A 22,180-nucleotide genomic window follows, 5' to 3' on the forward strand; every position below is an offset into this window, starting at 1 on the left:
TAGAAACCACTTAGGAGGTATGGAAATGATACAACGAAAAATTACTACTTTAAGGTTAGTTGATGAATTAGACGTTTTAGTCAATAAGGCTGCTAAGAAAAAAGGTGTTTCCAAAAACGCTCTGATTATTGAAGCGTTATGGCAATACATAGAAAAGAAACCGAAACAGGAGGTGTAAGTGGTGACCAATCTTGCATTAGTAAATTTAGATGATTTAAAAATTCTTGTTGCCGAGAATGATATACCGAATGAAGTTTGGAATTCTAAACAAGCATCAGAGTATCTGACGACTAGTGTTCCTACTTTAATCAAAGAAGTCGAACAAGGAAAAGTACCTGGGGTTCGTATTGGCAAGGATTGGAAGTTTAGTTCTCTGGCTCTATATGAGTATGTAGCCAATAAATCAACATAAGGAGGCAACGACATGAACGAAAAACTAAATATAATTTTAGAAGAACAAAAGAGGCAAGCGGAAATACTTCAAACAATTATGGGGTGTCTTGAACGAAAAGTCTACGTCAACGGACATGAATCAGCAAAAAGACGCGACATGAAAATAGAAAAACTTAGGAGAGAGGTTTACAGGCAAAGTAGTAAAGCGACTATAGTAATAATCCTTGCTTTACTTACTAGCATACTCTCTATAGGACTGACTTTCGTTTTTCCAAGTATATTTATGTTTTTTGTAAGTTTAATTGCATGTGGAATTACTGGTGCGATAATTTCAAAATTTATTACTTTTTAATTTATTTTTTGTACCTGTCACGATATTGAGGAAAATTTTCAAGAAATATCTCGTCTAGTTCCTTTAAAGAACAAATAAATTTGTAATCTTTTCGAGTAGTTTTTATAAGTACTTGTAATTTATGAGAATGTTTTTTATTCAAAACGAAATCATCAAAGAATGGTAAATAAATACCAAATCTTTGGTAATCAAAACTCTCAACTTTTAACGGAAATTGTACTGATGGAAAAACACTGTATGAAACCATTACGCCACTAACTGTATGATAAAAAAGATATTTAGAAGGTATTTTGAAGCCTTCCCAATGTTTCAGTTTTTTTTCATTTTTACCATTCAATTTAGTTATACAAATAGACATTATAGTAATTGGATACACAGAACGATTTACAAATTGAAGCGGTATATACCCAACAGTATAGAGGTCGCTATACCCAGGAAAAGGATTCTCATTTTTTTCTTTGTAAGAAGATTTATTTAAAAAAAACGGAGTTTGATCCTCTGAAAAATTGATTGTAAGTTTGGGTCTAGTTAAAAAATAATCTCTTAAAGTAATTGCGAAACTAGCAATACCAGTAGTTGCACCGAGTACAGCAATGGTAAAAGTTATCCATCCGATTATGTCCATCTAATTTCCACCTTATCAGTTATTTCAGCAGACCACTTGCTGATAAGGAAATTATACCAAAGGAGGAATCCGACTACATGGAAAAACGTCAACTAGCATTATTCGTGATTTTAATCTTATCTGGATTATCACTAGGACAACTGCTCAACCTAGAAATTATCGGAGTGATTCTTGCCCTATTAGGAGCCGTAGCTAGCGCTTTGTGGGTTGATTATGACGTAGAGGATACGGAGGGCAAAGATGCTAAAAGCGTATAGAGAATGGCTAAAAATGTACAAGCAGATTGTGTTAGAAGAAGGGAGTTTTGATAAATGATTTTAACGAATGAATTAATCCAAGCAAACATGAAAAAAGGATACCAACAAAAAGTAAGAGGCCAAATTTTACAAGCGGCATTAGATACAAAGAAACATCTGACATTACCTGAAATTGGTTTTGATGCTGATTTTGAAGATGAACTAATGGATGCTGGGATAGAAGTAAGGCACGTTGATGATGAAGTGATTTTAAGTTGGGATTATGGAAATGTCTACTAAAAAAGACACAACCGCCTGCAAGCATAGTTGTGTCCAATGGAATGTTTATTTGTATGTATTTTACCATATAAATAACAAAAAAGAAACGACTAAAAACAGCGAAATAATCAATCTTCAAAAAACGCCTGTAAACCTTGCTACAACAATGTTTCTAGGGTGTTTAGGTTAGTATTGATTATATAATGTAATCAATAGTCGCGCAGGGGGCCCAGCATGCTTGATTTAACAGCGTATAGAAACTATTTACTTGAAAATGAGACGGAGAAAAATACGATAAAAAATTACATGGTGACTCTAAAGCAGTTGGATAAATTTTTAGTGAATCGCCGGTTAGATTTGTCGAAAGAAGTCTTAATTGAGTACAAGCAGCATCTACAAGAAGACGAGTATAGACCGGGAAGAAAATACCAGCTAAAGACAATAAATCAAAAAATTGTCATCCTGAACATCTATTTCAATTGGTTAGATCGACACGATTTGTGCTTGAAATATTTAAAAGTACAAACGAAAGTTCACAGAGAATCAATCGATAAAAAAGAATACCGTCAACTGTTAAAGCATGCCGATGAAGAAATGTACTTGTTCATTCTGCTAATTGGTAGTACTGGCTTACGAATTTCAGAAGCTTGTTCCATCCGGGCCGATGAATTAGAACTTCGAATTGTAACCATAAAAAATAAAGGAAAAACAAGGTATATATCAATTCCTCAATTTGTAAAAAAGAAGTTGAAGAAATTCTGCCGTAAAAGACGAATCTCAACCATTATTTTTCATAAGTCGCAAGATTTTTACCGCAAACGTTTGAAGACAATTGCCGGTAAAGCGAAGGTAAAAAAAGAAAAAGTTTATCCGCATACTGTAAGACATTTTTTTGCAAAAGAATTTATCGCAAACGGTGGCGATTCAACAGATTTACAACAAATGCTTGGACACGAAAGCATAGCAACTACCACGATTTATACGAAGCTTAGTACAAATGAATTAAGTGAAAAATATCGTGAAATTAGGAATGAATGAGGGCTCTATTATGTCAGACAACAAAAAATATTATTACCTAAAGTTAAAAGATAATTTCTTTGATAGTGATGAAATGATTGTATTAGAAAGTATGCCTGACGGTTATGTTTACTCTAATATATTGCTGAAATTGTATCTTAGGAGTTTAAAATATGAAGGACGCTTGATGTTTAACGAAAGAATCCCTTTTAATTCAACTATGTTAGCTAAAGTTACGAGGCATAGTGTGGGAGATATCGAAAAAGCTATCACTATCTTTCGTGATTTAGGACTAATGGAGATTTTAGATAACGGTGCTATTTACCTTGCTGATATTCAAAACTTTATAGGTACTTCCAGTACGGAAGCTGATCGCAAAAGGGAATATCGTATGAGGATAGAAAACGAAAAGAATAATTTACTAAAAATAGACGGACAAATGTCCGGACAAAAGTCAGACAAAAATCCACCAGAGATAGAGTTAGAGAAAGAGATAGAGTTAGAGTTAAAGAAAGAGACAACAGCAACTGCCGAACCTGAAATTTGGAAGTCCGTGGTTTCTTATCAGAAATTATGGAAGTTTCCTAATGCATTTCAAACTGAAGACTTAGCAGAACTAATTCGATCTTATTCAGATGACTTGGTAAACGAAGCAATCCGTACAGCTGGCACAAATGATGTGCCAAAGAATAAATCAATCAACTTCCTTGAAGCGGTTCTTAGGAATTGGCAGAACGCGAATGTCAATACTGTTGAACAAGTAAACGAGTACGAAAAACAGTATAGGCAAGATAAGAGTCAATCAAATTATCGCCAGAGTCGCAAGAATAAAAAAGAAAAAGTACCAAGTTGGATGAAGAATAAAAAAGAAATTGAATCGGTAGCGTCAATTTCTCCAGAAAGGCAAGCTGAACTCGATGATATGTTGAAAGATTTTGTGAAGGGACCGGGCTGACAATATTAAGCGCCTTTTGACAGTTACTGTGAGAACAGAAGGGGAAAAGTATTATGAAAGACAAACTAATCCATGATGTTTTGGCTAATTTGAACCATGAATTTAATAGTGAGCAATTACGCAAAGTTAAACTAGTAATGACCTTAATATTAAAAAAATATGATATAGCAGAGAGCAAAAATGAACTCATGGTTTATGATGCAACAGGAGATACAGCAGCCTATCAGCAATATTTTATTTCCCTCAAGTTAAAAGGGTTAGCTGAGGGCTCAATCAAACTCTATATGCGGACAATCAATCATTTTCTAGCGACTGTTAAAAAGTCATTTGACGATGTTACAACAAATGATATCCGATTTTACTTAGCTAATCGAGAATTAATCGATAAGGTCTCAAAGGCAACAATCGCCAGAGAAAGAGGCTCTATATGCAGATTTTTTGAATGGCTTCACATTGAAGAGTTTATATCTAAAAATATAGATAACAGAGTGGAAAAGACTAAAGTTCCAAAGCGGTTAAAAAAAGCATTCACGAATTATGAGATTGAAATGATACGAAATGCTACTCAAACAGTAAAAGAAAAAGCTGTAATAGAGCTGTTTCTATCAACTGGCTGTCGAGTTTCAGAGCTTTGTAGCCTTCAATTAGGTAATTACAATCGACTACAAGGATCCATAACTGTCATTGGAAAAGGGAACAAGGAAAGAACTGTTTTTGTGAACGCTAAGGCTAAGTTGGCCGTTGAAAATTATTTAAGGGAAGTTCCGCACGATTTAGGGCCTATTCTTTTAGGTAAAAATCAAAATAAATGTAGTATATCCGGTATTCAGAAAATTATTAAAGCTATTGCGTATAGAGTGGGTATTCATGCGCACCCTCACAAGTTTCGAAGAACTGCAGCGACCTTAGCGTATAAGAAAGATCTTGATATTAACAAAATCAGGCTATTTCTCGGTCATGAAGACCTCGGAACCACACAAGGTTACATTGACACTAGTGACACCGATCTTAAAGTATTGCATGAAAAATATTTTGGTTAGGAGGTTTATATGGTTATTTCAAAACAACGCATTGAGGAAAAAAGGCAAAAACGCTTAGGGTTGTATTACCTTATCCAAGAAGATGATTGGGATAAAAACCCGGAGAAAGCGGCTGAAGTTGTGAAGTACACAGAAGCAACAGGGCTAGGCAATGTAAAACATGAAAAAATAACGAGGCAACGCCCACCGCTTCCCAGGATGTGGCTAAATTCATTAACAAGAGGAAACTTTTTATATTTGAAAAGCAAGGGTTATACCAATGCTGAAATCGCCAAGAGCCTTGGAATTAACAATTGGCGAATGTGCGCTTGGGTCAAGGAATACAATGTTGTCCACAATACAGTTAAAAAAGAGTTAGCTACGATTCATGATTTTTCGGAAGAAGACATGAAACTGCCGTTTATAAAAAAAGCTGAGTAGATAAACTGTGGCTTTAGTGGACTGGAGTGTGCATGAAAATAGATATGCTAATTGAACAAGTCAAGTCGGATATTGTGTTTAAAAAACAAAATAATCAAAACCAGCAAATTGATGATGAATTTCTTGCTTATGTATCAGTTTTTAAACACGGTAATGCTATAGCCAGCGCAATGGCAGGAAATTGGATGAAATATTTTTTTGTGAATGCTGGCTATGTGCGTAGCTTAAGAGATATTAAGTGATGGCGGCATTAGCCCACTGAGAGGAGGAGCTGTTTTGGGAGATGTGGGTGAATATTGGCGAGATGTAAAACCATTTTTAAAAGAGCGCCGACAGCGACATGTGGAAAAAATGGGAACCAATGCTAGTAGAAATATCACGAAGCTAGGATTTCCTTTTACAGAATATCCTGAAAACAAACAGTTCACCATTGAGACTCCAAAAGGTATTGTAGATTATTGGGGAACAACGGGGACTTGGATTTTTAGAAAATCTAGAAAAAGAGGTAAGGGACTGCATAGCTTGAAAAAATGTTTGTAACTTTAGCAGACTCAGGAGGAGAACAATATGGCAGAAAGAAAATTAACCATTGGAGAATTATTAAGCATAAAAATTAAGCTTGATACTGGAGACGAAGATGAAGCTTTACAATGGTTCCCAGTTTTTTATCTAAGACCAGACGGAACAATTCATTGCCAATTCTTTGAGGATGAAACAGCCTTGGACAAAAACCAAGAAATGAAGATTGATTTGAAGGCTTAGGTCATAAATAAAATTTCAGGAGGAACACAATGAGTAAAAATGAATTTACGACTCTAGATGATTGGAAAGTAGGCTGGTGGCAAAAGGGCAATCAAATTAGATATTGCTATGGCGTTCACTGGTTTGGACTTACTCCAATGGTTAAATATCGAACTAAAGCAGCACATTTATCAAATACGAGAAAAGTTACTGCTTTAAATCCAGTAGTCGATGAGTGGTTTCCTAAAGCTGAATACTTAGGACTTGAACTTGTCGAGTGAACAAAAGTGGGGTTTAGCCCACTCAAAGGAGGTAAATAATGACAGAGTTTGAAACAGAAATGTACCGCATTCAGAATGACTTTGTAAAAAATGTTGAGACTACACTGAACAGACGTGGAGTCCTAACTGATACGAAGCTGATTGAATCAATTATTTTAGATTATGCAATTTTAAAAAAAGAGGAAGAAATTGCAATGAAAAAAGATAGTCCAGAGCTATTCGATTAACGGAAGCTTTAATGCACTAAAAAGTGAGGTGAGATTTTTGATAATTTGGGGATTATTTGACAGCGGAAATGGGTGCTATTCTCAAGCAGCTAAAAGCTTTGAAGATATTGAAATCTACAGCATTGGGATTGATCGTGAAAATAAACATGAACATTTTATCAATTTGAATTTGGCAGATTATTCTCAGCTTTTTGGTATAAATGAAATGTTCTCTGCTCTAGATCAATTACCTCAGCCAGACTTGATTATTGCGAGTCCACCATGCGAATCGTGGTCTGTAGCAAGCGCTATGGCTGATGGTAACGCCTCTTGGAAACAGGAACAAGGAGATAGTCTGTTTGCACCACAAAAGCCTTTATCACGCTTCACGATTAGAGATTATGTTGATTATGTTGGGTATCAGTTTAAACCAGAAAAATCATTGCTTAACAGGATCAATGGTGAACTTTGTGCTTTTAATACGATTCAAATTATTAAGCGTTATGAGCCGGAATTTTATGTAATTGAAAACCCAGCAACGAGTAAGATTTGGGATTACATTGATAAGGTTTTAGGGTTTGCGATACCTTTTGATAATCTAACTTATTACAACAATTATGATTACCCAATTAGCAAACCAACAAAATTTAAAAGCAATGTGAACCTTTCTCTAAAGGCTGAAAAGCTACCAAACGAAGTTGAGTTTAGAAAACTTGATAGAAGTGGCGGCGCATATAACGCTAGGTCTAACATACCTTTGAAGTTGGTAAAGGATATTTTTAACAAATTACTGCACTGTAAAGTGAATTAACTCACGCTTTGATTTACTACGTTAAGAAAATAAATACTGTACCAGAAACAAAATTCCTAAGACCAGAATTGTTGCAGCAATAGCAGATAAAAGAAACTCTATTAAGAACCACAAATATTTTTTCATAATATCTTCCCCATTAAGATTTAATCTGTATGAATAATATACATAAAGTGTGAAGAAAATGTGAAAGTGGTTTTCAGAGTAAACTAACCACCCCTTTTGCATACTAAGAGAGGATGATATGAATGAAAAATGAATTAACAACAGCAGAATGGTTAGCACTGGCTGAGGCACTAGATTATGTAAATGAGGTTTATTTTTATGAACTTCGCGGAGATATGGTTCCGGATTACGAAAACGTAGTGGAAAAGGTCAAAAATACAGCTGAGAAAATTAATGAGCGAAATATATGAAAAAGAAGATTGTGGTAATCATTATGGCATTCCTCAACATAGAATAGAACTTTTATCTTTGTTTATAAAGTATAGTGAATGGATACTATTCACTATACTTAAGATAAAATTCTTCGATTTTGTCTTTAAATTCTTTTGTTGGGATGGTTCCTCGTAAATCAAAGTCATAAACATCCCCATCGGTAAACTTAATTTGATATTTATATAATAATTTTTCGGATTCTTGTTTGAAGCAACCAACATCTTCAAATTCGGACCAATTTTTTATTTTAAATTCTTTTGTGTCAAAATTGTAAAATTGTATTCCCTTAGTGTCCATATAGAAAAGAATACCTTGGTATTTCACTAAAAAAATTATATCTCTGAGACTTTGAAAGAAAAAAATACTAGAAATCCAGAAAATCACACCCAAACATACTAAAATCGGTATAAAATTCCATGCGCTAAAAGACTTAAAAATCCAGAAAAGAGTTGCTGAACCATCAAATCTGAATGATTTGTAAAGTAAGTAAACACCAAAGCCGATAATAACGATGATGCCAGCCATTACTGACGAACCAAATAGCAACATTTTTAGCACATCTTGTTTAGTTATTTGAAGTTTGAAAAATTTGTCATTCATTTCCATGGCCAATGTCCTAACTATTTATCGATTGTGAATTGATGAATAAAAGCGCCAAGCTCTCGCCCGGCGCAAATGAATCAGTCAATTTATTATAACACGGAGGGCGCTAATGGAGCTGAAAAATATAAATCCCGCTGACATTGAAAAGTTCAAAGGGAAGAATGCAGTAATAATTATTTCTAATGGCCAAATGAAAGTAGCAGAGTTACCTGATTTTGGAACAGTGAACATCGTCTGTAAAGATAATAAAGTGAAACGAGTTAAAGAAGAAAAGGAATTACTATTTCAATAAAGTCCTACCAGACGACTGGCGGACACAGATTGACAGACTATCTGTTAATTTGTGTCCGCCTTTTTACTTTTTAAAGGGGGTAACAAACATGGACCAAGAATTAGCCAAAGAATACATAAACGATTTGAAGCCGCTGAAAGCCATTTTGAAGCACCTGAAAGCGAGGCGGGATATTTATCTTAAGCTAGTAACCGAATGCGAGGAGAATCAAGAATGGGAACTTGCAGCTGATTTTGAAAGTGACTATCAAGATTATAAGCTTCGTGCTTCTCAGATTAGTTCAATTATTTCAAGTAGTGAATTTTCAATAAGATGGTTGAAGACGGGACAGGAACCGAAAAGCTACTCCGGTGAAAGCAAATTACCTTATGAGAAAAGAACAGTTTCAGTTTCTGATGTGGATCAAGCGTTAATTTTTATGAACCAATTCAAGTATCAATATAATCAATTGTCTGAAGATGACCTAGCTAAAGTAAATGACTATCTAGCACGACTGACACCGCAAGAAAAAGCAGTTTACATTTCAATTAAAGGCCAAGGTAATTCTTATAAGCAAACAGCTATCTACCTGAAAGTTTCTAAGACAACCGTTCAGGAGTATTTGAAACGTGGAGAAGCTAAAGTTAAAGAAAACCTTAAGATTGGTGTGCAAACTACCTTGTTTTAGCTGAAATAACTCAAAAATAGCCATTTTTGTCATACGGCAGCAACCTATATATAAGGAGAGTTTCACTGTAGATGCTTAACTTAAAATTTGAAGGGAGGAAGTCTCCTTTCTCGTAAAGTTCGCTTCGATGTGAAATACAATTCAGCCCGTAATGACTTGCGGGCTGTGTTGATTAAATGAATGTTTCACGTACATAAATTAGTTGTCAGCCACGGAATCTCAATTACTACATACTAGTTAAAAGCGTTCGTCGGTGCGACTGATAACTGATTACAGTAGCCAAGATTGTACATCAGCGACTTTGGTTACTATAAAAATAAAACAGGCTGCGGAAACGGTCTGTCGGAGATAGCTACTATTAAAACTCATTTAATGTTAAGGAAGTGACGTTCACTATCATTTCCTTTAGTCTGAGCTATCTCCATTACATAGCCAGTCAAGGGAGATAATGCTTGATAGACTTGTTAGACATACGACAGGTTGCCTTACGCAGGCTTTGTTAGCGGTCTGTAGCGAATGAATGAGTAACTACAGTTCAACGAGTTGGTTTCGTAATGGATAGGAACGGTATTCTATCCCAGTATGTTGTCAGAAGTGACGGAAAATACTTAACCATAGCAACCGAGGGCGAGGCGTCCGAAGTACAAGGACAAGGAGACAGCCCAGATCACGGCGTTGTCTGTGTAGGTTGTTATTAGCATGGTAAAGGCAATGGCCTGAGGTCGTTCGATCTTTATCGTGCTTTAAATTGGATATAACCCGCACGCTACTCGATGATGTGGCAAGCGGGGACATTACATACAGATCGCTTCTGCGGTCTTTTTATTATGTGTGAAAGGTGGAGGTATGAATAAAAATTTCAAAACCATACAGTGACGATGAATATTACACAACAGAAAATAACGCAGTTTTGTTTTTTGAAAAAGTAGTGGAGCCTTCCGGCATTCTTCAACATGACACGTTGCTAATGCCATTCTCAAACAGTGAAAGCCCGTTGTATAATGTGGCCACAAAATATCATGAAAATGTTGTTCCTTTTGAAGGAAATCACGAAAGTTGGCTGCTGCTGGATAATTATCAAGATGTAGCAGTGGTAGATAATCCACCATTTTCAATGTCTGCGAAAATTGAACAAACTTATTTTGATAAAAGAATCCCATTTGTTTTATTTAGAAGTGCTGTAGCATACCCTAAATTTATTTTTAAGACGAAACGAGCTGGTGTCATATACGAGAACAGTGCAAAAGGCGTTGATTTTGTTTGGGGTTTAGAAAAGCATATAAAAAACGATTCCTACATAACCGAAAATTACCCTAATATAATTGACAATATAAAGGCTATGGGTGGTCTCGAGAAAAGAATACCTGTGGGCTTCTCGTTCTATAAAACAAATTATGATTTTAAGGTAAAGACAGTGACTTTTAGCAGATTAAAATACCCTAGTAAAAAGGATATTTTCCTATATTTCAATCGAGGAGTATTCGATGAATCATCTACTATATACGAGGATGAAGAGGATGGGAGAATACACATAATATCAAATTAAAATTATGACCAGAAACCTACATGTTCGATGGCCGATTAATTAGCAGTCCTTGTGGCTGTTTTTATTTTGTACAAAACCGGTAGTTTAATAGATTCAAATAGAGTAGCTCAATCCTAAGCACTACAAGGGATAGAGCTAATTTGTTTTAGTATTGATTATACTATGTATTCACTACAACAACATAAGGAGGATTTTTTATGAATGTTTTAATTAGAAAGACAATTGCTGGAACAGAGTATTGGGATACAGAAAAGAAGCAATCATTGTTTGTACCCAAAGGGAGTGAACCAGATTTTGAAGTGATTGAAAATCCTAATTCGATAATCACACCTGAAGGGGATAAGGTGATTATTGCTTATGATGAATCAGACAGAAAAGATAAAACGGTTGTTTCCGAAATGATCCAGCATAAAGATGGAGCAATTGATGTACAAGATATTACGATTGTTGAGAATTCTGTTAAAGATGAAGAACCATCGGAACTGGAAAATATGAGCATCAAGGATTTACGGGCATATGCGAAAAGGAACGGGATTACAATTCCGGCTGCTGTTCGTGCCAAAGGGGACATTGTAGAAATTATCAAAGAATCAGAGAAATGAAATACTGTGGGTTTGATAGCTGTCAGGTCAAGGTAGAACGTGGGACCTATTGTAAGGAACATGCACCAAGGCGAAAGAAAAAGGCTAAGAAGAGCGCATACCACCATGAGAACAAACCATTCTATCGGACGCAAGCATGGCGTGATGTTTCTGATTTTGTTTATGAAAGAGAAGGTGGCTGCTGTCAAAGGTGTGGTCGCTTTGTATTCGGGAAGCAAGCGCATCGACACCATGTAGTACCAATCAAGAAGAACGACATGCTTAAGCTTGACCCAAACAACATACGGTTATTATGTCCAAGTTGCCACGTAATTGAAGAAAATGAAACAGACGAGAAAAAAGTTTTCCCGTCTTATTTTGATTAACCCCCCCTATCCTTTTCGAAAATTTTTGTTCGCCGGGAGATAGGTCAGAGGGAGTTACGCGCATCGTTTTTTTAAAATTTCAAAAAACAAAAGGGGGGTACGTATAAAAATGACGACAAAGGCGCAACGTAAAGCGATTATTGATGAAAAAATTACTGCAGAAAAAGCGCGGATTTTGCATATAATGCAACTGTCCGATATCTATACGATTACCCTTGATCCATTAATTGAATCCTATTTAGATATCTTTGAAATTTATCAATACAAGTTTATTGCATGGAAAGAAAAAGGATTTCCAGAAACTCAAAAGCATACCAACAAATCAGGCGCGACAAATCCAGCAAAGCATCCACTAGCACAACAAGTTGAAACTTGGGCTGATAAGAAAATAAAGGCACTTGATCTCCTAGGCTTGACAAACAAGGCGACCACGGGTCGAAAAGTAACAGGAGGATCAACAGCAAGCAAGGACGAAGAAATAACTCGTCCTGAAGAAAAGCCAGTAGATGAATTAGCCAAACATAGGAATAAATGGCGTAAAGCAGGTGGGGAGCAATGATCGAACCCGGTGTAAATTATGCTGATTTATTTGCTAAACAAGTAAGGAAAAATCCTAAAAAACACACTAAATCTGAAAGAATGGCTATCGACCGCTGGTATCGGTGGAAAAAAAGGAAAGATATTTGGTTCGATGTTGATCGCGCTAATGAAATGATGGATTGGGTAGAATCTTTTATCGTCCATACAAAAGGGGATTTGGTTGGAAAGCCATTTTTATTAGAGCCATGGGAGAAATTCATTTATTCATGGATCTATGGTTGGGTACATGAGAATGAGAATGGTGAAACTGTCCGCGTAACAAATGAGGTTTATGTACAAATACCCAAGAAAAACGGAAAAACATTGATAGCAGTGGGTGCGCTTGGTTATGCCATGTATGGCGAAGGAGCTTTATCAATTGACTGTTATGCATGTGCTTCTGATTATACACAAGCACAATACGCTGCTAAACCATTTGCCGCAGCAATTCTAAATAATCAGACGCTTCTTGAAGGTACAAAAGTATTTAAAGGACCAAAAGGAACAGTTGCAGGTATTACTTATGATTATTTGTATGACGATATGGCTTATCAGAATCGTTTCATTGTTCAGACCAAAAATATTGAAAACATCGAGGGATCTAATCCCTATTTTGTCTTAAATGATGAGTTACACAAACAAGAAAAAATGGAACAGTATGACAACTTTAAATCTGCACAAGTTTCATTAGCTGCTGTTGGTCAACCGCTAATGTTTAACATTTCAACTGCAGGTAAAGGAAGTAGCTCAGTCGGTATGCGAGTTTATCGCGAAGCAAAAGAAGTCCTAAAGAATGACGATAATGACTCTTCTTTTGTATTAATCTACGAACCGAACAAAAACTACGATTGGACTGATCAGAAAGTTTGGGAAATGTGCAATCCAAATTGGGGAGTATCAGTCAACTTTACTGCTTTAAATAACGCATTCAAAACAGCAAAGCGATCCGCTCATTCTAAAGCCGAGTTTCTAACAAAACATCTAAACGTGTTTGTAAATAGTGCAGATAACTTTTTCGAACAAGATCAAATAGAAACTTGTCTAGTTCCGTCAAAAGAACTAGGTAACTTACAGAATGAACCTTGTTACATAGGATTGGATTTATCCAAAACACGGGATTTAACATGCGTATCTCTTAATTTCCCGACATGGGATGAGAGCGGAAAGTCCGTTTTAAAAGTTAAACAATTATATTTCATTCCAAGTGAAAATCTCGATTTTAGGGAAAAAGAAGACAATGTTCCGTATCGAGAATTAGAAGAACAAGGATTTGTTGAATTCTGTGATGGCAAATTTATAGACCAAGAACAAATTATTCAATTTATTCAGGATTGCATGGATTTGCATGACATCCAGCAAGTTAACTATGACCCGGCGATGAGTGACAAAATTGTTGAGAGGCTTGAAAATTTAGGGCTTGAATGTGTCGAGGTTCCTCAGTATGGAAAATATCTTAACTCTGCGTTTGATGATTCAGAAAGGTTATTCCATGAACAAAGAATACTATTTGATAATCCTTTGTTTCTTTATTGTACCTTGAATGTGGTAGCATTCACCAATACTCAAGGTCTAAAAGTACCTAGTAAAAAGCAGTCTAAAAAGAAGATTGATGGTTTCGTAGCGTTTTTATGCGCCCACAAAGAAACAATGGATCAAATGACTGATTTTGATGACGGTCAAATGAAAGAATACCTAGGAAGTATTTACAGATAAAAAATTTGAAAGGCGGTGAGACTTATTGAGATTAAGAGATAGGATTTCAAATGCAGTATTTTCATTCATGGAAAAACGAGGCTATCTTGAAGAAATTTTTGGCAAAACAACACGTTATGGCCAAAGGTATGTTACTGATAATTCAATCATGGAATCCTCTGACGTATATGAATTGGTTCAAGATATTTCAAATCAAGTAGCTTTAGCCACGCCAGTCGTCATTGGTCCAAATGGTCAAGAAGTAAAAGACCACTTTTTACTTAATATCCTAAATAATCCAAACGACTATCTAACGGGTTTCGAGTTTTCAAAATTAGAAACAAATACACTTCTAATTAACGGAGAAACATTTCCTTTAACAGACCGTGATCAACTACATTTAGCTTATGGTGTTACTACTAAAATCAATGAACGATTGCAAGAAGAATTTAGTATGAATGGTCAAGATATACCCGGTCAAATGATTCGACATATTAAAAATATCGGCACGGATTCACTAAAAGGTGCCGGAATTATCGACCTAGCAAAAAACACACTAGAAGGTGTTTTAAGTGCTGAAAAGGTATTGACAGATAAATACTCAAAAGGTGGATTACTTGCTTTTATGCTCAAATTGGATGCGCACATCAATCCGAACAACAGTGCGCAAACTCAAATTGTTACGAAGATTCTAGACCAGTTAGAAGGAACCCAAGATGACAACAATCATACAGTTAAAATGATTCCTTTAGGGAAGGGATATTCAATCGAGACGTTAAAAAGCCCGGTTGACGATACAGCAATTTTAAATTATTTGGGTGTATACAAGAAGGACTTGGGTAAATTTTTAGGGATAAATGTAGATACTTATCAAGCATTGATGAAATCAGATATTGAAAAATCGATGATGTATCTGCATAACAAAGCAATCAAACCAATATTGAAGAACAAGGGCGAACATTACACCGCTCTTTTTTTTATGCCAAATTCTGGGTACCGAGTAGAATGGAAAATTAATATTTTGGACTTCGTTCCTTATTCAACCAAAACCAATATTGGGTACAACATTGTTCGTACCGGTATTACTAGTCCAGATAATGTAGCAGATATGCTTGGCTTCCCTAAACAAAATACGCCAGAAACACAAGCCATCTATATTTCAAATGATTTATCAAGAATTGGTAGGAATCAAGCTACAGATGATTCGTTGCCTACTGGCGATAATCTGAAGGGGGGTGATGGAAATGAAAAAGAAGGAAATTCGTACATTTGATATCACCAACTTGAGTACAAGAGATGATAGTGACAGTAATAGTCGAATCGTTACTGGTTATGCAGCAGTTTTTAATAGCCGCACGCTTTTATGGGAAGGGCTAGAAGAAGTGATTTCTCCCGGTGCTTTTTTAAGAGCATTGTCTGGTTCAGACGTTCGATGTTTGTTCGACCATGATTGGTCCAAAGTTTTGGGACGTACAAAAAGTGGCACGCTTCGATTAGAAGAAGATGATCGTGGTTTGAAATTCGAAGTCGAATTACCGAATACAACGGTCGCTAACGATTTAATTGAGTCGATGAATCGAGGAGATATCAACCAGTGTAGCTTTGGTTTTATTCCAACTGAGGAAACTTGGGATTACAACACTGACCCAGTGCTACGTACAGTTAACGAAGTGGAATTATTCGAAGTATCAATCGTTTCTCTTCCTGCCTATCAGGATACAGAAGCAGCTCTTGCTAGGAGCAAACAGGAGGTCCAGCAAGACATTGCAAACCGAAAAAAAATGATAAAAAAAATAAATGACGCATTAGCGTAATGGAGGCAGCAACATGAACAAAAAATTACTAAAAAAATTACAAGCTCGTCATGAACAACGTTTAACAGAATTACGTGGAAAGGTAGAATCGGGCGAAGTTCGTGAAACTGATCTTGAGTCAGTCCAAAACGAAATTGATACCTTAATTGATGAATTAAAAGACATTAAGGATGAATTGACCGGAGATACAGATAAACCGGCTGCAGACCCAGATGATGGGGAAGGACGTTCAGCTGAAGATGGTGATGATCCTGATTCAGTAGATCCGGAACCAGCTGCAGACCCAGAACCAGACACAGATCCAGAACCCGATGCAACGCAAAATCGGTCTGGGATGATTACTCAGCAACAACGCGATGGCTTGCTAGGTAATATTAAAAAAGGGATGGAAGGACGTAACGCTTTGAGCAAAAAACAAAAAGAACAACAACAGCGCAAAGCATTTGCTGATTTCATTGTCGGGAATATTTCTGAACATGAAGCGTGCACATTAGGCATCGTTACTGGTAATGGATCTGTTACAGTTCCAGAAGTAATTGCCTCTGAAGTCATTACGTACGCACAAGAAGAAAACTTGTTACGTAAGTACGGGGTAGTGAAACGGACAGCTGGAGATGTTAAATATCCGTTCCTAGTCAAAAAAGCAACGGCCAATGTTAACAAGAAAGAACGGACATCAGATATTCCTGAAACGGATATTGAATTTGATGAAATCACTTTAGATCCAGCAGAATTCGATGCGTTGGCAACTGTAACTAAAAAGCTATTGAAAATGTCAGGTGTTCCTGTTGAAGATATTGTAGTTGAAGAATTGAAGAAAGCCTATGTGCGTAAAGAAATCAACTACATGTTTAATGGTGATGACGCAGGAAATGAAAATCCGGGAGCTTTGGCTAAAAAAGCGGTGTCGTTTACACCTTCAGTAGCGGTGGACTTGACTGCTGCAGATGCTGGTCAAAAACTCTATGATGCTTTGATTGAATTGAAAAATATTCCTGTATCTGAAGTGATGAAAAAAGGTCGGTTCATTATTAATCGAGCTGCATTGACTGCAGTTGAAAAAATGAAAACAACTGATGGTTTCCCGTTATTACGGCCATTCACTCAAGCTGAAGGTGGAATCGGCCATACTTTGGTTGGTTATCCAGTTGATTGGACTGATGCTGCTGATAAGAAAGACGAAGTCGATACGCCAGTCATTTACTTCGGCGACTTCTCTGCATTCAAAATTCAAGAAGTTATTGGAGCTTTGGAAATTCAAAAATTGGTTGAAAAATTCTCCGGCAAGAATCAAATTGGTTTTCAAATCTATAATTTGTTAGATGGGCAACTAATTTACTCACCATTTGAACCAGCAGTTTATCGTTATGAAATCGGAGCAGCTGCAGGCGGCGGTGAATAATCATGGCCGATGAACCTAAAGAGCTATCTTTAGAAGAAAAGTTCAAGGCACATATTCATTTTGAAGAGGGGATGGATGATTCGATGCTCTCTTTCTATTTGGAGATGGCTAAGGACTACGTAAGGACTGCTACTGGTGGAAAAAAGGAATATTTGATTTTATTGGTTGCTGGTATTGGTTATGAGTATCGGGTTGCTGAAGGTGAGTTGGAAGCAGCATTAAATGCTATTACACCATTTATTGTACAAGGGGTGATTCAAAATGCCGAAGAGACAGACCAATAAACTTAGGTGGAAAGCTAAATTACTGGATATCTCCGAAACGGTTGATGCTCATGATCGGCCGGTTACTGAATACCAAGAAAAACGTGATCTCTGGTATCAGGATATTGGTGTGACTGCACAAGAAAAATATCTTTCGCAACAAGCTAAAACTGACGTTGTCAGACGGATTAAGATTAGATTGGATAATTCTATCACCGAAAAGCTAAGTGCCGTAAGAATTAATTCTGTGGCTTATAACATTACTCGTATCTATACGAATGTTGATGATCGTGAAATGGAGTTGAGTTTGGCTTATGTTGAATGATATTTCAGTTCTAATTCATTTGCTGAAGGAGGCTGGTTATAAGGTCTTTCAAACAGAATCTAGTAAAAATACTAAATATCCTTATTTTGTTTATGATTATGTCGACGCAACTCATGCATACGCCGGCAACCAGTTGCTATCAGAACAGCCCAGGTATCAATTATCATACCTTACAGAGGGGACAAAAAAAGAATTGATTCCTATAGTAACTTTGTTGAAGGAACATAAGATTCTTTATACCCCTTTCTCTGGTGGGCCATATGATGAAAACGATAAAAAAGTCACACAATTTGTAACCTATGTGAGGACTTTCAATGAAATTTAATAATGGCTTTGAAGACGCTTTAAAACAACTGAAAACTGTTGCTAATGTTAATAAAGCGGTGACTGTTAGCGCTAGAAAAAATGCCGCTGAGTATTTCGCCTCGGTTTTACGCCCTCTTCTCGCTAAGTCTTCTATTGACAAAAAACACATGGAAGCAGAATTACAGGTTGTCATTGAGAAAGACCGGGTGTTGTTGATTTTTGGTGAAGATGCATGGTATTGGTACTTAGTTGAACACGGGCACAAAAAGCGCAACGGGCGTGGCAGGGTGCCAGGTAAAAATATTATAAGAAAAACAGCTGATGCTGAAAAAGAAAAATTAGAAAAAATGATGGCCGATGAGGTTATCAAAAACATCTTTTAGGAGGGAATACAATGGCAGTAAAAACACCACCCATTCAATACCCAGTGGGAATTGAAGATTTAGCTATTTGTTTTATGAAAGACAAACAAGATACTTTATCCGCATTACCGGAATATGAGGATGATGTATACAGTCAGACAAATATTACAAATTTAGGGATTGCTGGAACAAATTCAACTTTTGAAAAGTGGGCTAGTAATCAGCTTATTATTAGCATTTCAAGAAATACTAAATACACTTTAACCTTTGATTTGGCAGGAATTGCTCAGGAAATATACGATCGTATGAAGGATAATGCCAGGACAAAAGGTATTGTTTTCAATAGCTCGAACCCAAAAGAATTTCCAAAATTTGCCATCGGAGTTATTTTCCCGATGAATGATGGTACTCGAAAGGCCCGCTGGTATCCACGCTGTCAGTTAGCACCTGCGGATGAAACGTATAAAACCTTGACTGAAGAAATGGATATACCGGATCAGCAACACGTAATTGAAGCTTTGCCGCTTCTTTATAACAAGAATACAGTTGCCGATTTTTATGATGGGGACCCAACGAATGCCGCTTCGGCATTAACCGTTTCGGACTTTCTGAAACAAGTGATTTGCGATGAGTCCCAACTGGCTGCTCTTACTGGTACTGGATCACCAACTAATCTTGAAAAAGGTGGCGATAACTAATGGCTGAGTTAAAAGATTTAGTAAATGTGAATATTAATCGTGATCAAATCGAAGTTCAAGGGGTTTGGTTGCCCGTGATGTTTACAATGGAATCATTTGCTTATGTCACAGAGGCATACGGAAAACCATATAAAGTTTTCGAAAAAGATATGAACTTAATGTTGAAAGATGGGAAAGTCCGACTGCAAAAAAAAGAGTTGCATTTGATGAATGCGTTAATCTACGCAATGATTCGCACTGGTGGCACAAAATGTACTCCGGAAGAAATTAGTGGCTCAATACCAATTAACGATTTACAGGGAATTTTCCAGACTGCTCTAAACATATTTAATGGCCAACATTTTCAACAAAATGATATGGAGCGACTCAAAGGTATTGAAACAAAAAAGTCTTAAATAAATTTACACCACAATCTCAGGAAGATTTTGAAATTTCCTGGGATTTTTATTTGTATATTGCGATGGCTCTTCTAAATTTGAGTTACACCGATTTTTTCAAAACGACGCCTTGTTTGTTGCTAAAACTTTACATTCAGCATTTGGAATATACACAACCACAAGCACTAAAAAAAGAGAAAGTTATCTATACTTTAGATCAAACACCATTTGTTTAGAAAGGGGGTACGAAAGTGGCCACAAGAGATAATGCTGTAGTTCTTAGTTTCGAAACAAGCGGACAGGTACAGTATGCAAAAACAATTAAAGATATCAACAGTATCATGAATGCAGCTGCCAAAGAATATCGTGCCCACATCAAAGCGATGGGAGAAGATGCTTCAGCCACAGATAAATTAGCAGCAGAAAAGAAAAAATTACAAACTCAATTAGAAGCTGGCAAAGAAAGAACTGAGAAACTTCGTGCTGAGTTTGAAAAGATGCAAGGAAGCACAAAAACAACTACAACTCAACTCAACAATATGTATGGCAAACTAAAAGATTCTGAAGCAGCAGAAGCCTCACTAGAGCAGCAATTAGATAAAGTGAATCAACAATTATCTGAACAAGGTGAAGAATCTCGAAAGAATCAATCAGAACTTTCAGAACTTCAACAAGAATCAAAACTTTTAGCATCAGAAACGGAAAAACTTAACAGTGAATTCGATCTTTTAGAATCACAATTGGGCGAAAATGCGTCTGAATCAGAAAAGGCCGCAAACGCTCAAGAAAAGTTTGGACGTCAATCAGAAATTGTTGAAAAACAAATTCAAAATTTAGAAGATCAACTAAAAATTGTAAAAAAAGAGTTCGGTGAAAATTCAGTAGAAGCTAACAAAATGGAAGCTGAATTAAACGATGCTAAAACTGCATTTAACAATCTGAATGGCGAGATGAGAAACACATCGTCTGCTAGCGATGAGGCTCAGACAGGTTTGGGAAAACTAACAAGTGTCGTGAAGTCTCAAGCAATGATGGACGCTGCCCAAGAATTAGAACAAATATCTCAAAAAATCATTGAAATTGGTACAAATTCCATTGAAACAGCCGCTACTTATCAAGCGAATCAAGCTCAGTTTGAGCAAGTATTCGGAGAAATGGGAAGTCAAGCTAAGCAAATTGCCGAAGATATGGGAGAAGAGTTTGATATGATTCCAAGCCGGTTGACTCCCGGACTGACAAAAATGACATCAATGTTTAAAGGTCTTGGAGTTGACACACAGAAAGCTTTGTCAATGGCAGACGATGCGGTTAGGGCTAGTGCCGATGCTGCAGCGTTTTATGATGTAAGTTTCGAAAGTGCAAACGCAAGTTTGACCTCATTCTTAAAAGGAAATTACGAAGCTGGAGAATCGGTAGGAGTTTTTGCTAACGATACTCAAATGGCAACTTTTGCAATCGAAAAAGGCGTAGTGAATACGACAGCAGAATGGCAAAAATTAGATGAAGCCACTAAACAAGCTACACGTCTTGAGTATATTCAAAACATGCAGGAAATGGCAGGAGCTACCGGTCAAGCAACCAGGGAATCAGAAGGTTACGAAAATCAGATGGGGAATATGCAGGCTGTCACAGATGAGTTTATGAATGCAATAGGGCAAGAAGCTTTAAAAATGTTCTTAGAGACATTACAGACAATCATTCCTGCGATTCAATCATTTACTCAGTGGTTCAGCTCGCTGAACCCAGAGATAAAAGAAGCAATTGTTATTATATTAGGAGTTGTTGCGGCGATGGGTCTTCTTTTACCGCTTTTTGCAACTGTCGGGCTTGTAATATCAACAGGAATGGCAGTACCACTCTTGATACTAGGAGCAATTGCTTTAGCGATTGCGGCTATAATTATTGCAGTGAAAAACTGGGGCACAATCATGGACTGGATTAATGAAAAAGTCGGTGGTGTAATCTCGTGGATATCTGAAAAGTTTGATCAAGTGAAAACTAAAGCGAATGAAATAAGAGATAGTATAAAAAATGCATTTACCGGAGCAATGGATGCAGCGAAAGAGACGGTAAGTAAAGCTATTGAAAAAATAACCGGATTATTTAAAATAGAGTGGAAACTGCCTAAAATTAAACTACCCCATTTTGGAATCAAGCCCAAGGGTTGGGAATTCGGGGATCTCCTAAAAGGCAAGATCCCGACTATAGATATAGACTGGCGGGCAAAAGGTGGTATTTTTACTAAACCAACAATTTTTGGAGCTTCAAACGGTTCTTTGCAAGGCGCTGGCGAAGCGGGTCCGGAAGCAGTAATCCCGTTGAACGAAGAAACGTTGGCTAGCATTGGTGCCGGTATCCCCAATCAAGGTCAAGTAATTCAAAATATTTCTATTGGTGAACTTCATGCTAATAATCCTTCTGAATTGACTAGGGTCAATCGACAAATTGAAAAAGCGAGTCGTCATGCATTAGGCGATATAGGGGGGTGATGCC

General features: G+C 36.7%; 35 protein-coding genes. 33 read left to right on the top strand and 2 right to left on the bottom strand.

The features are described from left to right. The first annotated feature begins 25 nt into the window (after positions 1-25). From ORH16_RS10495 to ORH16_RS10505, 3 genes are read left to right on the top strand one after another with little or no spacing between them, the layout of a single operon-like run. The gene (locus ORH16_RS10495) at positions 26-178 is read left to right on the top strand and encodes a CopG family transcriptional regulator (RefSeq protein WP_265458672.1); all 153 of its coding nucleotides are present in this window, start codon (positions 26-28) and stop codon (positions 176-178) included. A 3-nt stretch (positions 179-181) separates the two neighbouring features. Then, positions 182-412, top strand: a complete 231-nt coding sequence (locus ORH16_RS10500; protein ID WP_265458674.1) for a helix-turn-helix domain-containing protein — start codon at positions 182-184, stop codon at positions 410-412. A gap of 12 nt (positions 413-424) precedes the next feature. Continuing rightward, a complete protein-coding gene (locus ORH16_RS10505; protein ID WP_265458676.1) occupies positions 425-745 on the top strand; it encodes a hypothetical protein in 321 nt (106 codons plus the stop codon). A gap of 1 nt (position 746) precedes the next feature. Here the strand turns inward: ORH16_RS10505 and ORH16_RS10510 are convergent, their stop codons facing one another. Next, positions 747-1,370: a hypothetical protein gene (locus ORH16_RS10510; RefSeq protein ID WP_265458678.1), complete on the bottom strand. Its 624-nt coding sequence runs from the start codon at positions 1,368-1,370 to the stop codon at positions 747-749. Positions 1,371-1,447: 77 nt separating this feature from the next. On the opposite strand from ORH16_RS10510, the gene ORH16_RS10515 reads away from it, so the two are divergent. The 13 genes from ORH16_RS10515 to ORH16_RS10575 all read left to right on the top strand — a co-directional run bounded on the left by ORH16_RS10515 (position 1,448) and on the right by ORH16_RS10575 (position 7,772). Then, positions 1,448-1,627, top strand: coding sequence for a hypothetical protein (locus tag ORH16_RS10515; RefSeq protein ID WP_265458680.1), 180 nt, complete (start codon positions 1,448-1,450; stop codon positions 1,625-1,627). Positions 1,628-1,681: 54 nt separating this feature from the next. Next, positions 1,682-1,906 carry a hypothetical protein gene (locus ORH16_RS10520; RefSeq protein WP_265458682.1) on the top strand — a complete coding sequence of 75 codons (225 nt, stop codon included), beginning with the start codon at positions 1,682-1,684 and terminating at the stop codon, positions 1,904-1,906. Positions 1,907-2,119: 213 nt separating this feature from the next. Then, positions 2,120-2,923 carry a tyrosine-type recombinase/integrase gene (locus ORH16_RS10525; protein WP_265458683.1) on the top strand — a complete coding sequence of 268 codons (804 nt, stop codon included), beginning with the start codon at positions 2,120-2,122 and terminating at the stop codon, positions 2,921-2,923. 10 nt (positions 2,924-2,933) lie between these two features. Continuing rightward, on the top strand, positions 2,934-3,857 hold the full coding sequence (locus ORH16_RS10530) for a phage replisome organizer N-terminal domain-containing protein (RefSeq protein ID WP_265458685.1): 924 nt from the start codon (positions 2,934-2,936) through the stop codon (positions 3,855-3,857). A gap of 53 nt (positions 3,858-3,910) precedes the next feature. After that, positions 3,911-4,897 carry a tyrosine-type recombinase/integrase gene (locus ORH16_RS10535; RefSeq protein ID WP_265458687.1) on the top strand — a complete coding sequence of 329 codons (987 nt, stop codon included), beginning with the start codon at positions 3,911-3,913 and terminating at the stop codon, positions 4,895-4,897. A gap of 9 nt (positions 4,898-4,906) precedes the next feature. After that, positions 4,907-5,317 carry a hypothetical protein gene (locus ORH16_RS10540; RefSeq protein ID WP_265458689.1) on the top strand — a complete coding sequence of 137 codons (411 nt, stop codon included), beginning with the start codon at positions 4,907-4,909 and terminating at the stop codon, positions 5,315-5,317. A gap of 32 nt (positions 5,318-5,349) precedes the next feature. Beyond that, on the top strand, positions 5,350-5,559 hold the full coding sequence (locus tag ORH16_RS10545; RefSeq protein ID WP_265458690.1) for a hypothetical protein: 210 nt from the start codon (positions 5,350-5,352) through the stop codon (positions 5,557-5,559). Between the two features lie 43 nt (positions 5,560-5,602). Further along, on the top strand, positions 5,603-5,857 hold the full coding sequence (locus tag ORH16_RS10550; RefSeq protein WP_265458764.1) for a hypothetical protein: 255 nt from the start codon (positions 5,603-5,605) through the stop codon (positions 5,855-5,857). Positions 5,858-5,884: 27 nt separating this feature from the next. Beyond that, complete coding sequence (locus ORH16_RS10555) at positions 5,885-6,079, top strand: hypothetical protein (protein ID WP_265458691.1); 195 nt, start codon at positions 5,885-5,887, stop codon at positions 6,077-6,079. Positions 6,080-6,108: 29 nt separating this feature from the next. Further along, on the top strand, positions 6,109-6,339 hold the full coding sequence (locus ORH16_RS10560) for a hypothetical protein (protein WP_265458693.1): 231 nt from the start codon (positions 6,109-6,111) through the stop codon (positions 6,337-6,339). A 38-nt stretch (positions 6,340-6,377) separates the two neighbouring features. Further along, on the top strand, positions 6,378-6,566 hold the full coding sequence (locus ORH16_RS10565; protein WP_265458695.1) for a hypothetical protein: 189 nt from the start codon (positions 6,378-6,380) through the stop codon (positions 6,564-6,566). Positions 6,567-6,603: 37 nt separating this feature from the next. After that, complete coding sequence (locus tag ORH16_RS10570; RefSeq protein WP_265458697.1) at positions 6,604-7,356, top strand: DNA methyltransferase; 753 nt, start codon at positions 6,604-6,606, stop codon at positions 7,354-7,356. Positions 7,357-7,604: 248 nt separating this feature from the next. Then, entirely contained in the window at positions 7,605-7,772 is a 168-nt protein-coding gene (locus ORH16_RS10575; protein WP_265458699.1) for a hypothetical protein, read from the top strand. Between the two features lie 85 nt (positions 7,773-7,857). Here the strand turns inward: ORH16_RS10575 and ORH16_RS10580 are convergent, their stop codons facing one another. Next, positions 7,858-8,400, bottom strand: coding sequence for a hypothetical protein (locus tag ORH16_RS10580; RefSeq protein WP_265458701.1), 543 nt, complete (start codon positions 8,398-8,400; stop codon positions 7,858-7,860). 106 nt (positions 8,401-8,506) lie between these two features. On the opposite strand from ORH16_RS10580, the gene ORH16_RS10585 reads away from it, so the two are divergent. The 17 genes from ORH16_RS10585 to ORH16_RS10665 all read left to right on the top strand — a co-directional run bounded on the left by ORH16_RS10585 (position 8,507) and on the right by ORH16_RS10665 (position 22,176). Then, positions 8,507-8,689: an XtrA/YqaO family protein gene (locus tag ORH16_RS10585; protein ID WP_265458703.1), complete on the top strand. Its 183-nt coding sequence runs from the start codon at positions 8,507-8,509 to the stop codon at positions 8,687-8,689. Between the two features lie 88 nt (positions 8,690-8,777). After that, positions 8,778-9,356 (top strand): sigma factor-like helix-turn-helix DNA-binding protein, encoded by a 579-nt coding sequence (locus ORH16_RS10590; protein WP_265458705.1) that lies wholly within the window; start codon positions 8,778-8,780, stop codon positions 9,354-9,356. Positions 9,357-10,266: 910 nt separating this feature from the next. Beyond that, positions 10,267-10,902 (top strand): hypothetical protein, encoded by a 636-nt coding sequence (locus ORH16_RS10595; protein WP_265458707.1) that lies wholly within the window; start codon positions 10,267-10,269, stop codon positions 10,900-10,902. 197 nt (positions 10,903-11,099) lie between these two features. Next, positions 11,100-11,504 carry a Rho termination factor N-terminal domain-containing protein gene (locus tag ORH16_RS10600; protein ID WP_265458708.1) on the top strand — a complete coding sequence of 135 codons (405 nt, stop codon included), beginning with the start codon at positions 11,100-11,102 and terminating at the stop codon, positions 11,502-11,504. Further along, positions 11,501-11,869, top strand: coding sequence for an HNH endonuclease (locus ORH16_RS10605; RefSeq protein WP_265458710.1), 369 nt, complete (start codon positions 11,501-11,503; stop codon positions 11,867-11,869). Before ORH16_RS10600 ends, ORH16_RS10605 begins: the two co-directional genes overlap by 4 nt. Positions 11,870-11,978: 109 nt before the next feature. After that, positions 11,979-12,428, top strand: a complete 450-nt coding sequence (locus ORH16_RS10610; protein WP_265458712.1) for a P27 family phage terminase small subunit — start codon at positions 11,979-11,981, stop codon at positions 12,426-12,428. Continuing rightward, a complete protein-coding gene (locus tag ORH16_RS10615; protein WP_265458714.1) occupies positions 12,425-14,161 on the top strand; it encodes a terminase large subunit in 1,737 nt (578 codons plus the stop codon). Before ORH16_RS10610 ends, ORH16_RS10615 begins: the two co-directional genes overlap by 4 nt. 67 nt (positions 14,162-14,228) lie before the next feature. Further along, complete coding sequence (locus ORH16_RS10620) at positions 14,229-15,413, top strand: phage portal protein (protein WP_265458766.1); 1,185 nt, start codon at positions 14,229-14,231, stop codon at positions 15,411-15,413. Further along, a complete protein-coding gene (locus tag ORH16_RS10625; RefSeq protein WP_265458716.1) occupies positions 15,385-15,954 on the top strand; it encodes an HK97 family phage prohead protease in 570 nt (189 codons plus the stop codon). Before ORH16_RS10620 ends, ORH16_RS10625 begins: the two co-directional genes overlap by 29 nt. A gap of 13 nt (positions 15,955-15,967) precedes the next feature. Continuing rightward, positions 15,968-17,356, top strand: coding sequence for a phage major capsid protein (locus tag ORH16_RS10630; RefSeq protein ID WP_265458718.1), 1,389 nt, complete (start codon positions 15,968-15,970; stop codon positions 17,354-17,356). Between the two features lie 2 nt (positions 17,357-17,358). Next, positions 17,359-17,640: a head-tail connector protein gene (locus tag ORH16_RS10635; RefSeq protein ID WP_265458720.1), complete on the top strand. Its 282-nt coding sequence runs from the start codon at positions 17,359-17,361 to the stop codon at positions 17,638-17,640. Further along, entirely contained in the window at positions 17,618-17,944 is a 327-nt protein-coding gene (locus ORH16_RS10640) for a phage head closure protein (protein ID WP_265458722.1), read from the top strand. The genes ORH16_RS10635 and ORH16_RS10640 overlap by 23 nt, the downstream gene beginning before the upstream one ends. Next, on the top strand, positions 17,934-18,269 hold the full coding sequence (locus ORH16_RS10645; RefSeq protein ID WP_265458724.1) for a hypothetical protein: 336 nt from the start codon (positions 17,934-17,936) through the stop codon (positions 18,267-18,269). Before ORH16_RS10640 ends, ORH16_RS10645 begins: the two co-directional genes overlap by 11 nt. Next, positions 18,259-18,633, top strand: a complete 375-nt coding sequence (locus ORH16_RS10650) for a hypothetical protein (RefSeq protein ID WP_265458726.1) — start codon at positions 18,259-18,261, stop codon at positions 18,631-18,633. Before ORH16_RS10645 ends, ORH16_RS10650 begins: the two co-directional genes overlap by 11 nt. Positions 18,634-18,644: 11 nt before the next feature. Beyond that, the gene (locus tag ORH16_RS10655) at positions 18,645-19,310 is read left to right on the top strand and encodes a phage tail protein (RefSeq protein ID WP_265458728.1); all 666 of its coding nucleotides are present in this window, start codon (positions 18,645-18,647) and stop codon (positions 19,308-19,310) included. Beyond that, positions 19,310-19,705, top strand: a complete 396-nt coding sequence (locus ORH16_RS10660; protein WP_265458730.1) for a hypothetical protein — start codon at positions 19,310-19,312, stop codon at positions 19,703-19,705. The genes ORH16_RS10655 and ORH16_RS10660 overlap by 1 nt, the downstream gene beginning before the upstream one ends. A 233-nt stretch (positions 19,706-19,938) precedes the next feature. After that, complete coding sequence (locus ORH16_RS10665; protein ID WP_265458732.1) at positions 19,939-22,176, top strand: hypothetical protein; 2,238 nt, start codon at positions 19,939-19,941, stop codon at positions 22,174-22,176. Positions 22,177-22,180 lie beyond the last annotated feature (4 nt).

Source organism: Enterococcus sp. HY326 (assembly GCF_026157065.1).
Taxonomy (GTDB): domain Bacteria; phylum Bacillota; class Bacilli; order Lactobacillales; family Enterococcaceae; genus HY326.